Source organism: Synechococcus sp. CCY9202 (assembly GCF_034931685.1).
Lineage (GTDB): Bacteria > Cyanobacteriota > Cyanobacteriia > PCC-6307 > Cyanobiaceae > CBW1002.
In genome coordinates this window covers 88,392-99,680 of record NZ_JAYGID010000119.1, presented here as the reverse complement: position 1 = coordinate 99,680, position 11,289 = coordinate 88,392, and the positions used below count along the sequence as shown (strand labels likewise).

The window sequence follows — 11,289 nt, the reverse complement described above, 5'->3', positions numbered from 1 at the left end:
CAAGGGCCCGCAACTGCTGAGCTTCGTCCTCGCTGAGGACCAGCGGAGGCATCGGACGACCAAGCGCCACAGGGCACCTCGGGTGACACCCCTGATTTTAGCTGTTATTTCCAGGACGGGACACTAGCTGCCATCTGATCCTCGGGTCTGTGCGAAGGCTCCATCGCCCTTGACCCACCACACCATTGAGGCGTCGTCGCTGTAGCGGGCACCCGACCCGGAGACGATGTTGGGCAGGGTCTGCTGGCTCCCCCCAGGCAAGATCAGGCGGACAAAGGCAAGGCTGTCGTCGTTGAGGCTGTAATAGCTGGCTCTCACCTCTCCGCCGCCGCGGCAGCGATAGTGGGCTTGTTCACGCAGCTCCACACGCAGGGGTGCCGCCTCGGTCAGGGGAATCCGCCCTTTCAGAGACGCGGCCATGGCCGAGCCCGGCAACAGCGGCATACAAACCCAGGGCAAGGCTTGACCCGACCAGTCTCGGAAGCGTGAGAGTCGTCATGGAGACGGATCAGAATGGAGAGAAATCAGCATGGCGACAGATCAGGCCGTGCGGTTCTGGTTGCCAGGCTGTTTCATGCAGGACCGCCGGACAGCATGCCGCTGGAGACCATGCACCAGGCAGCTATACCGCTGAAAGTCGTGCACCTGGATTGTGGGCTGAGGATTGTGAGCTGACAACGCGGGCTCGTGCTCAGGGTTGCGCCGTCAGTTGCACCTGATCGATACGCTGTCCCTTGCTGTCCCAGGCCCGCAGCTCAAGTTGGGTGGGAGTGAAATCGAGTTCAGCGAAGCTGTAGACACTGGCGGCCCGGGCGCTGCGGGCGTTGGCCTTGACCGGTCGCAGCCAGGCCCCAGCACCGCCCACCGTGAGGTAAGTGATGCCATCAATCGGCTTTGTGCGCTCGTAGTTGTGCTCGTGGCCGTTGATGTACAGCTGCACGCCGTGTCGTTTGAACAGTGGTGTGAGTCGATGGATCAGGTGCGGCTGGTCGCCGTAATGACCCGATGAGTAAATCGGATGGTGGCCTACCACCACCTTCCAGGGGGCCTTGGAAGCGCTCAGGGCACTCTGAAGCCACGGTAACTGTCGGTTCCAGTCGGCGTTGCCATTGGTGTCGAGCAGAAAGAACTCCACCGGCCCTCGTCGCAGGCTGTACCACCGTCCTGCCATGCCGAAGGGTTTGTAGTGGAGCTGCGGAGTGCCGTTCGCGGTGCGGATGTCGTGATTGCCCAGCACCGCATGAAAGGGCACCCCCGCCTGAAGCAGGGCCCGGTAGGGACGCTCAAAGGTGGACTGCACCAGCTTGATGTTGCCGTCTGGGTAGATGTTGTCTCCGCCCATCAGCACCAGATTGACTGGCTCTCGGCGATGCAATGCGGCCATGCGATCGGCCACGGCCTGTTGATTGGCGTTGCCGCTGCCGCTGTCAGCGATCGCCAGAACCCGCAATCTGGTGGGCGGGCCCTGACTTGCAGACCGGCCAGACCGGGGAATGAACCAGGGCGCTGCTGCGATGGCGATGCCCAGAGAGGGCAACATTCTGAGCAACTGACGGCGGCGCAGCCGAGGCAACTGGCCTTGCAGACTCCGGGGGAACGGGGCCATGGGGCGGATATCGCAGCCGACACCCTAGGGGTGTTTGCCCTGAATGCTTTGCAGTGCGGCCAGCACCTCCTGGCTGTGCAGGGTGGGGCGAACCGCCACCCAGCGCTGCCGCAGGATGCCGGCCGGATCGATCAGAAAGGTATGCCGTTGTGAGAATGGGGGGATCCAGGAGCCGTAGCGTTGGCTCACGGTGCCACCCGGATCAGAGAGCAGAGGGAAGGCCAGCCCTTCGCTGTCGCAGAAGGACGCGTGGGCCTCGGGATCATCGGCGCTGATGCCGACCACGTTGGCGTCCAGCGCAGCAAAGGCGGCCAGGTCACGCTGGAAGCCACGAGCTTCGAGCGTGCAACCGCCGGTGAAATCCTTGGGATAGAAATAGAGCACCAACCAGCGGCCGGCGAAGTCGGTGAGACTGCGGTGGATGATGGCTCCAGCCACGACGCCCTCAAGATCAAAGGCCGGAGCCTCTGTATCGAGCGAAGGAAGTGTGCCTCCCATTGCAAAAGCCTGCCTGGGATGTCCAAGCAGGCCAAGAGCCGCCATGGCCAGGCCTTGAAGAAGGGGTCGGCGATGCATGGCAGGATTCAGAACTTGATGGCGGCGTCAGCCTCAGCTGCCCCAGCAGAGCGGCCGGTGCTGATGCCCTTCAGATTTTGGCCAGGTTGACCCCCAGTTCGCGGGCATAGGCACCCAGGCCTTTCTTCTGAATGGTCTTGAGGGCACGGGTGGAGACCCGCAGCTTCACGAAGCGTTTGCCCTCGGCCCACCACAGGCGTCGCTCCTGGAGGTTCACCTGCTGAAGTTTCTTGGTGCGCACGTGGGAGTGGCTGACGGCCATCCCGTTGTTGGCGCGCTTGCCGGTGAGCTGACAAACCCGGGACATGACGTTCTACCGAAACAACACAACGCTCGGGCATCAACGCCCAAGCGAAGATCTTACCAAAGGGGCCCCAGGCATGGTTGGGGCCCCGGTTCAAGCTGGCCCGGAGGGCCGGATTCAGCTTCAGAGGCCCCGTTCCATCAGCCGGCCCATCAGATCACCGCTGCGCTGCTGGAAGCCCGCCAGCTGATTCGGCTCCAGACCTCCCACAGCCAATCGGGCCAGCTCATAGATATGGCGGCTCAGGTCGCTGGAGAGTTGCTGACTGGGGGAGCTGGCCGCAGCGGCGGGCGAGGTGAGAACCGCGCCAGCGGAGAGCTTCAGCAGGCCCTCCACAAGCCGGTGACGGCGGTTGATCACCAGCACGTGATGATCGGGCAATCCCGGCAGGCGCTGCTCCATCAGGGCGTCCATGTCGTTGATACGGCGCATCTGTTCCGGCAACAGGATCAGGGCGGCCGGGGCACTGTCGCCCTTGAGGGCCTGCACCTGGATGGTCACCCTGTCGTCGTTCAGGGCACTGCGGAACAGGTCTCGCAACTTCTCAGAGGCGTCTTTGCCATCGGCATCGGCCAGCTCGCTCTCCTGTTCCTTGAGGCTGTCGTCGAGTTCGGCATCGACCCGCTGGAATTTCAGCTCCTCGTGGCGGTGTTCCAGCCAGGGGATGAACTGGGTGTCGATGAAGGTGTCCGCCAGCAGCACCTCGGCGCCCTGGCTGCGCCACAGGGCCAGTGCCCCGGCCTGGCCGGCTTCATCGGTGCAGTAGAGGATGCGTTTGTCGTTGCCGGCAGTGAGGCGGCTGCGATAGCCGGAGAGCGTGGTGTAAGTCTTCCCATCGGTGGGGATGGGATCGAGGGCAGTTGCTTCGGCAGCGGCGTTGTCATCGGTATCGCTGGAGGGCGATTCAGCCGCAGGAGCCGTGGTGCCGAACAGCACCAGATCAGCCACCTGGTCGGCGAACTTCTCGTCTTCCATGGCACCGATCTTGATGAAGGGGGCAAGCGATTCCCAGATCTCGGCGTAGCGCTTCGGTTCGTCGCGATGCAGCTGCTTGAGCGTGTCGCCCACCTTCTTGGCCACGAAACCGCCGATCGAGCGCACCCGTCGGTCGGTCTGCAGGGCCGAGCGGCTCACGTTCAGGGGAATATCCGGCGAATCGATCACGCCGCGCAGGGGCAGCAGATAGCGCGGCACCACCTCCTTGATGGAGTCGCTCACAAACACCTGGTTGCAGTAGAGCCGGATCTCTCCCTTCTCCCAGTCGGCCCGGCCGCTGGAGCGGGGGAAGTAGAGAATTCCCTGGAGGTTGTAGGGGTAATCGGTGTTGAGATGCACCCAGAGCAGCGGGTCACCCTGGAAGGGGTAGAGATACCGATACAGCTCGATATAGTCGTCATCCTTCAGCTCGCGGGGGCTTTTGCGCCACGGCGCCTCCCGCTTGTTCACCGTTTCACCCTCGAGCTGCACCGCCACCGGCAGGAAGTCGCAGTAGGTGGTGATCAGGGTGCGGATGCGGGAGGGCTCGATGTATTCGAGTTCCTCCTCCATCAGGTGCAGGATCACATCGGTGCCCGGCTCGCTGCGCTCAGCGCTCTCGAGGCTGAAATTGGGCGAGCCATCGCAGCTCCAGCGCACGGCCTCGCTGCCGTCGCGGGCGCTGAGCGAGACCAGCTCCACCTGCCTGGCCACCATGAAACTGGAGTAGAAGCCGAGGCCGAAGTGGCCGATGATGGCGTCGTCTTCCTGCTTGTATTTCTCGAGAAAGTCTTCAGCGCTGGAGAAGGCCACCTGGTTGATGTAGCGCTTCACCTCATCGGCTGTCATGCCGATGCCGTTGTCGCTGATCGTGAGGGTCTTGGCGTCCCGATCGATGCGGATCTGGATCTCGCCTTCCGGACCTTCACTGCAATCGCCGCCCATGGCGGCCATGCGGCGCTTGCTGATGGCATCGACGCCGTTGCTCACCAGTTCCCGCAGAAACACCTCATGACCGCTGTAGACGGCCTTCTTGATGATCGGGAAGATGTTTTCTGTATGGATCTGAATCTGGCCTGTCTCTTCCAGCACCGGCATTGGTCAGGTTTGGATCACTGCTGCTGACCGTAGAGGCCTGGTGGTGAACTGCTCAAGCCATCAGAGGGAGGGGTCTCCGAACTTGTCGCTTGATGCCATCAGGACAACCTCACTGAAGCCACCACAACTCGAGAAGGTCGGTTCGGCCTCTCAACCGTCTTGTTCTTGTTGGGGGTCAGGTGCCTGGGAAGCGGGAGACACGCTGCCGTATGGATCCCCGCAGCCTCAGCCTGCTCGCTGGAGCTCGGGTTTCTCTTCCGGAAGGATGGCCCCCTCCACGGGGCATACCTGCAGACAGATGCCGCAGTCAATGCAGGTGTCGAAGTCGATCCAGAAAAAGCCCGTGCCCTTGCTGTTGGCCCCTTGGCCGGGATGAATGCAGGCCACCGGGCAGGCATCGACGCAGTCGGCCACGCCCTCGCACACATTGGTGACGATCGTGTGGGCCATGCAGGGTTGAACCGGTGGGCACTGATCCTAAGGATTGGCTTTGGGCCTCTGTGCTTCCGGCCACTCCGGGGCATTCAGTCCGGCAGCCAGATGGCTCCACGACAGCCGCGCTCGCGGGCGATGGTGTCGGCCTCGGCCTGGCTGGCACAGGATTTCGGGCCCAGTTCCGCCGCTTCTTCGGCCACGTGCAGTTGTTGGAGCCGCTGCAACGCCTTCGGCAGGCCAGCGCTGGTGCGACAGCTCACCAGCCAGCGTGGCTCGGCGTCACCGCCAGAGGCGGCGCTGCCCAGCAGGTCACGGATGGCATCGATCGCGAAGGCAAAACCCACCCCCGCCGCCTGGCCGGCATCGCTGCAGAAGCGCCCCACGAGCTTGTCGTAGCGCCCCCCGCTGGCGATGTCGCGGGGGGCGTCTGCAGCCTGGCAGACCAATTTGATCACCAGGCCGTCGTACAGGGCGAAGTGAGGCTGAAAGGTGGGATCGAGTTGCAGGGCCACTCCAAGTGATGCCGCCATCGGTGCAACGCTGGCCAGGGTCTGGGCGAGCTCGTTGAGCGGCTCGATCGGCCCGAGCCATTGCTCGAGCTGGTACAGCACCGCCGTGGGTTCTCCCCGTAGCCGCATCAGTTGCTGCAATTGGCTGCGCTGCCCTCCCAGCAGCGCTAGCTGGTCAAGGGCGAGGGGATCGAAGCTGGTGAGGGCCTGTCGCACCGCACCAGCCTGCTCGACAGGAATCGATGCCAGCAGGGCCGAGAGGATGCCGTGGTGCCCCACCAGCAACCGGGGCTGGTGGTGGGGCTGCAATCCCAGGGTGGCGGCTGCGGCGAGCAGCAGATGCAGCAGTTCCGTGTCTGCCGCGGCGGAGGGCTCCCCCAGCAGCTCCACGCCGCATTGCACCTGTTCGCTGATCCGCTGGTCGCCGCCATCGGCGATCACGCTGCGGAAGGTGTTGCCGCTGGCCCACAGCCGCAGGGGCCGTGGCCGGCCGGCCAGGCGCGTGCTGGCGGCCCGGGCGATCGAGGCTGTCAGTTCAGGACGCAGGGCCAGCGGATCGTCGGAGGCGAGCCGAACCATCTCGCTGGTGGCGATGGCGCCTCCGGCTTCGAGGGTGTCGATCCGCTCGATCGTGGGGGGGTCCACCTCCTGATACCCCCAGAGGCGGAACACACCAGCCAGCAGCTCCACCAGCCTGCGGTTCCTCTCCACCTCGCGCGGGTGGCGGTCCCGGGCGCCGGCGGCGGGTTGCAGAGCCATGGCGATCGGGCGAGGGAGAAGGCTGGGCGATCCTATGGACCGCACCGTCAGGGGCCATCCAGCTCAGGGGCTCCGAAGCTGGCGCCGCTCAGCGGACGGCAGGCGGCCAGGCCTGCCACCAGGCCACCATGCAGCTGGGGGCCGCAGGCGATCAGGCGACCACTGCTGAGATCGAAGGGACTGCCGTCGTAGCTGCTGATCAAGCCACCGGCCTGTTCCACCAGCACCACGCCGGCGGCCAGATCCCAGGGGGACAGGCCGCGCTCCCAGTAACCGTCCAGCCGTCCTGCCGCCACAAAGGCCAGATCCAGGGCGGCGGCACCAGCGCGCCGCACGCCGTGGCTGCGGTGGGTGAAGTAGGCGAACTCGGCGTAATTGTTATCAAGCCGGGTGGTGCGGTCGTAGGCGAAGCCGGTGGCCAGAAGAGCGTCACTGAGTCCCCCGCAGGGGCTCACCTGCAGTCGGTGACCATTGCACCAGGAGCCCAGGCCCGGTGCGGCCCAGTAGAGCTGATCAAGGCCCGGTGCGGCCAGAGCGCCGAGCAGCGGCTGGCCCTGCCAGGTGAGGCCCACGGAGGTGCCATAAAAAGGAAATCCATGGGCGTAGTTGGTGGTGCCGTCCAGAGGGTCCACACACCACTCGAGATCGCCGGAGCGTTGGCGGCGACCGCTCTCCTCAGCCAGCACTCCGATCTGGGGTGTTTCCGCCTCCAGAAAGGCCAGCACGGCGGCTTCGGCGGCCAGATCAGCCTCGGTGACCAGATCGCCGGCGCGACCCTTCTCGCGGACCTGCTCGAGCTGACCATCAAAGCGCCGCAACTGGGTGCCACCGGCCTCGGCGGCGCGGCGGGCGATGGCCACCAACCGCTCCAGCTCGCCGAGGGAGAGGCCCGAGGCCGCCAGGGCGTCACCGGACACCGACAGCGGCGGACTCACGAGACCATCGGTCCGAGCGTTCGACGGGGCGGTGGGCAGGGAGCTGGTGGAACCGCTCATTCGTCGTCGAGGGGCAGGCCGGGACGCACCTTGCCACGGCCGAAGAACCGACCGAACTGCAGGTCATAGACCTCGTCTTCGTCCTGGGTTTCGACTTCAAGCGGTCCGAGGGCCCTGGCCACGCAGAGCAGGCCGTAGCCCTTGGCGCGTAGCTCCCGCGACAGCCCCAGGGCCTCGCGCTGGTCGATCTCCCCGGACAGCACCCGCACCGCGCAGGCCGTGCAGCAGCCGTTACGGCAACTGAACGGCAGCGGTTCACCCTGCTGCTCGAAGCTACGCAGGATGTACTCCCCTTCCGGCACCTCCCTGCGGATCACCCGGTTGGCCTGACGCCAGTGGACCGTGATCGGATGGCTGCGGGTCATGAACAGGAACGCTGGAGGGGCGGGGTCGATGGGCGGGAAGCCGCCGGACCTGCTGCTACATTGCCACTTGGTTGCCCCATTTTGCCCCCGGAGAGGTGGCCGAGTGGTCGAAGGCGCAGCACTGGAAATGCTGTATAGGGGCAACTCTATCGAGGGTTCGAATCCCTCCCTCTCCGTTACCTCCGCCGGCTCTTGAAGCCGGCTTTTTTTATGGATGACCGGAGCGATGTCTGCACAGTGATCCTTGCCCCTGATCCTGGCGATCGTGGTCTGAGTTCATTCGGATTAGGCCTTGAATGCGCCTTACATTGCGAGCTTCAGGGCATGCCTGCCATCGTCGTCGTTGCGGCGCAGTTGGTTGCAGAGGCGGCATCTTGAGCGATTCCTCCCATTGTCCCTTGTGCGCTGGTTCCAGGCTGCCTGCCTCGATCGCCGCTGAACGATCCCGGATCCGACGCCGCCGCCAGCGCCGATAGGCCACCACGCTCCAGAGCATCTCCGCCACCATGAAGGGCCAGACACCCGCCAGAAGCCCGTAGATGCCGGAGGCCAGGCAACCAGCCGCAAACACCAGGATCCAGCCGGCCGCCCTCTCTTCCTGGATGTAGGCGATCAGCATGACCGCGACCGCGGCTACCCCGAAGATCGTGAGGGAATCCATGGGCAAGCGGGCGCAGGCTTGTCAATCGTGGAGGTTCAACTCACCCGGAATTCAATTGAATGTCAATTCTGGTGAAGCAAGTCTCGTCAGAAGAAGACCAAGGCAGCAGCAAGTTTCATCGTGAGCCGATTCACTGGTCGCTTGACTCAGCCGAAGCGGCCAGAAACATAGTCCTGCGTGGCCTGTTGCCCCGGGGCATTGAAAATCCGCTCAGTTTCACTGAACTCCACCAGATAGCCCACCTTGCCGGAGCCACCCTCCACGGCCTCGGCATTGAAGAAGGCGGTCATGTCCGCCACCCGCACGGCCTGCTGCATGTTGTGGGTGACGATCACAATCGTGTAGCTGCGCTTGAGCTCGTGCATCGTCTCTTCGATCTTCAGGGTGGAGATCGGATCGAGGGCCGAGCAGGGTTCATCCATCAGGATCACCTCCGGCTCGGTGGCGATGGCGCGGGCGATGCAGAGGCGCTGCTGCTGGCCGCCGGAGAGGGCGAGACCACTCTCCTGCAATTTGTCTTTGCATTCTTCCCACACGGCCGCCTTGCGCAGGGAACGCTCGACCAGTTCATCCATATCGCCGCGATAGCCATTGATCCGGGCACCGAAGGCGATGTTCTCGTAGATGGTCTTGGGAAAGGGATTGGGCTTCTGAAACACCATGCCGATCCTCCGGCGTACTTCGACCGGATCCACATGGGGTTCGTAGAGGTCGTGGTTGTCGAAGATTACCCGGCCCTTGAGATGGCAGCCCGGGATCAGATCGTTCATCCGGTTCAGAGCTCGCAGAACCGTGGACTTACCGCACCCGGATGGACCGATGAAGGCCGTGACCTGGCCGTGAGGGATGTCGATGTAGACATTACGGACTGCCTCAAACTTACCGTAGGAGATCGTCACGTTCTGCAGTGACATGCAAATGTCTTGTGCGAGAGCCTTTGGTTTTTGCAGCGTGGAAGTCATCGGAGCAGAGCGGGGGGAATCGGGCGGGGAGTAAATCGGTACTACAAACGAAGAAGAGAACTCATCTCTGGGCGATGCTGCTGAACCAGCGGGCCAGCAGATTGGCGATCAAGATCATCACCACTAGCACGAATGAGGCGGCCCAGGCCAGGGCGTTCTGCGCCTCGTAGGGCATGATCGCAAAATTGAAGATCAGCACCGACATCGTCGCGATCGGGCTCAGCAGACTCTCCGGCCAGAAGGGAGAGAACAGGGCTGTGAAGATCAGCGGAGCCGTTTCGCCTGCGGCCCGAGCGATCGCCAGCACCACGCCGGTGGCAATCGGCGTGAAGGCCGACGGCAGGGTGATGCGCACGATCGTGACGAAGCGGGAGGCGCCGACGCCATAGGCACCCCAGCGCAGTTCCTGCGGCACCAGCTTGAGACCTTCGTCGGTGGTCTTGATCACGGTGGGCAGCATCAGCACGGCCAGGGCCAGGCCACCGGCCAGGGCGCTGTAGCTGCGGTCGAACAGAATGCGTGAGGCGACGATGGCGCCGTAGACGAAGACGCCGCAGATGATCGAAGGAACCCCGGCCAGCACGTCGTTGCCGAACCGCACGAACCGGGCGAACCAGCCACCCATCGAGTATTCGCTCAGATAGATCCCCCCTCCGACGCCCACTGGGATTGCCACCAGAGCAGCGACCAAGGTGACGACCAGCGTGCCGAGCACCGCATTGCCGATGCCTCCCCCGTCCAGGCCCGGAGGCGGCGGCAGTTCGGTGAACAGGCTCAGGGTGAGAAGCCTGCCCCCCTGGACCAGCACATGGAAAATCACCAACACCAGCGGCAGGATGGCGATGGCGGCAAACAGTCCGGCAACGCCTGTCAGCAGCCGATTACTGCGGTTGCGTTTCAGGCCCGGATCGAAACTCAGCGGCCGTCGGTCAAACAGATCGTCCTGCGCAGGGCCGATGGTGCTGCTGCTCATGGGGGCAGAGGAGGAAGGCAAGGGGGGTGGGGGGAGCTGGGACGAAAACCACTGAATCAAGCCGAAGCAGGACGCTCAGTAGCGAAGGCTGAGGCGTCGTACCAGCAACTGCGCCAGGACGTTCACAGCGAAGGTGAGCACCATCAGCACCAGGGCCGCATACATCAGTGCCGAAACCTGAATGCCGGAGGCCTCACCAAACTGGTTGGCGAGCATGGCGGAGATTGTGTTGCCGGGAGCGAGCAGAGAGAAGCTGAAGTTGAGCGAATTGCCGATGATCATCGTCACGGCCATGGTTTCGCCCATGGCCCGGCCCAGCGATAACATCACCCCCCCGACGATGGCCGAGATCGCTGCTGGAAGAATGATGTTGAAGATCGCGCCCCAGCGGGTGCTGCCAATGCCGTAGGCGGCCTGACGCAGCTCAAGGGGAACCTGGTTGAGCGCATCGCGAGAAATGGCCGTGATGATCGGCAGAATCATCACCACCAGAATCAGGATCGCTGGAGCCATGCCCGGTCCCTGGGGAACCGTGTCAAAAAACGGCGTCCAACCCAGCAGCCGATGCAGCAACTGCAGGGCTGGGCGGATGGCTGGCTCCATCACGAAAATCGCCCACAGCCCCAAGACCACCGAGGGGATGGCAGCCAAGAGCTCGACCATCAGACCAATGGCACTGCGCAGCCCGGTGGGGATCAGGTCTTCGGTGATGAAGATCGCGGTTCCCACGCCCAGTGGCACGGCAATGGCCAGGGCCAGAAGGGACGACACCATCGTGCCGTAGATGGCCACCAAGGCTCCGTACTGATTGTTGACCGGATCCCAGGCGGAGCTGACCAGGAATCTCGCGCCGAAGGTGGCAATGGCCTCGTGGGCGCCCTCGGCGATCGTGAGGAAAATGCCCAGGAGCAACAGGGCTACCACGGAAGCCAGGGCCAGGGTGAGCTGGCGGAAGCCGATGTCCAGAAACCGTTCGAACGCCGGACGACGACGGAGGGTGAAGGCGTCGTTACTGGAATCCGTCGTCATGGGGGGGCGGAGCAGATCACGGTGATGTGCGAACGGCACCGC

General features: G+C 63.9%; 12 protein-coding genes and 1 tRNA gene. 1 reads left to right on the top strand and 12 read right to left on the bottom strand.

What is annotated here, in order from left to right:
- Positions 1-123 precede the first annotated feature (123 nt).
- From VB777_RS14940 to VB777_RS14900, 9 genes are all read right to left on the bottom strand, one after another.
- The gene (locus tag VB777_RS14940; RefSeq protein WP_323249877.1) at positions 124-420 is read right to left on the bottom strand and encodes an MliC family protein; all 297 of its coding nucleotides are present in this window, start codon (positions 418-420) and stop codon (positions 124-126) included.
- A gap of 271 nt (positions 421-691) precedes the next feature.
- Positions 692-1,606, bottom strand: a complete 915-nt coding sequence (locus VB777_RS14935) for a metallophosphoesterase (RefSeq protein WP_231605310.1) — start codon at positions 1,604-1,606, stop codon at positions 692-694.
- A gap of 24 nt (positions 1,607-1,630) precedes the next feature.
- Positions 1,631-2,182: a peroxiredoxin gene (locus tag VB777_RS14930; RefSeq protein WP_197155891.1), complete on the bottom strand. Its 552-nt coding sequence runs from the start codon at positions 2,180-2,182 to the stop codon at positions 1,631-1,633.
- A gap of 70 nt (positions 2,183-2,252) precedes the next feature.
- Positions 2,253-2,489, bottom strand: coding sequence for a 50S ribosomal protein L28 (gene rpmB, locus VB777_RS14925; protein ID WP_197155889.1), 237 nt, complete (start codon positions 2,487-2,489; stop codon positions 2,253-2,255).
- 120 nt (positions 2,490-2,609) lie between these two features.
- Positions 2,610-4,559 carry a molecular chaperone HtpG gene (htpG, locus tag VB777_RS14920; RefSeq protein ID WP_323249875.1) on the bottom strand — a complete coding sequence of 650 codons (1,950 nt, stop codon included), beginning with the start codon at positions 4,557-4,559 and terminating at the stop codon, positions 2,610-2,612.
- Between the two features lie 225 nt (positions 4,560-4,784).
- On the bottom strand, positions 4,785-5,009 hold the full coding sequence (locus VB777_RS14915; RefSeq protein WP_197155886.1) for an indolepyruvate ferredoxin oxidoreductase subunit alpha: 225 nt from the start codon (positions 5,007-5,009) through the stop codon (positions 4,785-4,787).
- Positions 5,010-5,083: 74 nt separating this feature from the next.
- Complete coding sequence (locus VB777_RS14910) at positions 5,084-6,262, bottom strand: ATP phosphoribosyltransferase regulatory subunit (RefSeq protein ID WP_322758704.1); 1,179 nt, start codon at positions 6,260-6,262, stop codon at positions 5,084-5,086.
- 47 nt (positions 6,263-6,309) lie between these two features.
- A complete protein-coding gene (locus tag VB777_RS14905) occupies positions 6,310-7,257 on the bottom strand; it encodes an inositol monophosphatase family protein (protein ID WP_322758705.1) in 948 nt (315 codons plus the stop codon).
- Positions 7,254-7,622 (bottom strand): 2Fe-2S iron-sulfur cluster-binding protein, encoded by a 369-nt coding sequence (locus VB777_RS14900; protein ID WP_197170274.1) that lies wholly within the window; start codon positions 7,620-7,622, stop codon positions 7,254-7,256. The genes VB777_RS14905 and VB777_RS14900 overlap by 4 nt, the downstream gene beginning before the upstream one ends.
- Positions 7,623-7,711: 89 nt before the next feature.
- Here VB777_RS14900 and VB777_RS14895 point away from each other — a divergent pair.
- Positions 7,712-7,798: transfer RNA gene (locus tag VB777_RS14895), tRNA-Ser, on the top strand.
- A 631-nt stretch (positions 7,799-8,429) separates the two neighbouring features.
- Here VB777_RS14895 and pstB read toward each other — a convergent pair.
- The 3 genes from pstB to pstC form a co-directional block, all read right to left on the bottom strand.
- Positions 8,430-9,245 (bottom strand): phosphate ABC transporter ATP-binding protein PstB, encoded by an 816-nt coding sequence (gene pstB / locus VB777_RS14890; protein WP_197155877.1) that lies wholly within the window; start codon positions 9,243-9,245, stop codon positions 8,430-8,432.
- Between the two features lie 61 nt (positions 9,246-9,306).
- Complete coding sequence (pstA, locus tag VB777_RS14885; protein WP_322758707.1) at positions 9,307-10,218, bottom strand: phosphate ABC transporter permease PstA; 912 nt, start codon at positions 10,216-10,218, stop codon at positions 9,307-9,309.
- 75 nt (positions 10,219-10,293) lie between these two features.
- Positions 10,294-11,247 (bottom strand): phosphate ABC transporter permease subunit PstC, encoded by a 954-nt coding sequence (gene pstC, locus VB777_RS14880; protein ID WP_197170272.1) that lies wholly within the window; start codon positions 11,245-11,247, stop codon positions 10,294-10,296.
- Positions 11,248-11,289 lie beyond the last annotated feature (42 nt).

Bases quoted from the DNA above. Each gene is read 5' to 3' on its own strand.
- VB777_RS14940 (WP_323249877.1), bottom strand. From the start codon at position 420: ATGGCCGCGTCTCTGAAAGGGCGGATTCCCCTGACCGAGGCGGCACCC.
- VB777_RS14935 (WP_231605310.1), bottom strand. From the start codon at position 1,606: ATGGCCCCGTTCCCCCGGAGTCTGCAAGGCCAGTTGCCTCGGCTGCGC.
- VB777_RS14930 (WP_197155891.1), bottom strand. From the start codon at position 2,182: ATGCATCGCCGACCCCTTCTTCAAGGCCTGGCCATGGCGGCTCTTGGC.
- rpmB (WP_197155889.1), bottom strand. From the start codon at position 2,489: ATGTCCCGGGTTTGTCAGCTCACCGGCAAGCGCGCCAACAACGGGATG.
- htpG (WP_323249875.1), bottom strand. From the start codon at position 4,559: ATGCCGGTGCTGGAAGAGACAGGCCAGATTCAGATCCATACAGAAAAC.
- VB777_RS14915 (WP_197155886.1), bottom strand. From the start codon at position 5,009: ATGGCCCACACGATCGTCACCAATGTGTGCGAGGGCGTGGCCGACTGC.
- VB777_RS14910 (WP_322758704.1), bottom strand. From the start codon at position 6,262: ATGGCTCTGCAACCCGCCGCCGGCGCCCGGGACCGCCACCCGCGCGAG.
- VB777_RS14905 (WP_322758705.1), bottom strand. From the start codon at position 7,257: ATGAGCGGTTCCACCAGCTCCCTGCCCACCGCCCCGTCGAACGCTCGG.
- VB777_RS14900 (WP_197170274.1), bottom strand. From the start codon at position 7,622: ATGACCCGCAGCCATCCGATCACGGTCCACTGGCGTCAGGCCAACCGG.
- pstB (WP_197155877.1), bottom strand. From the start codon at position 9,245: ATGACTTCCACGCTGCAAAAACCAAAGGCTCTCGCACAAGACATTTGC.
- pstA (WP_322758707.1), bottom strand. From the start codon at position 10,218: ATGAGCAGCAGCACCATCGGCCCTGCGCAGGACGATCTGTTTGACCGA.
- pstC (WP_197170272.1), bottom strand. From the start codon at position 11,247: ATGACGACGGATTCCAGTAACGACGCCTTCACCCTCCGTCGTCGTCCG.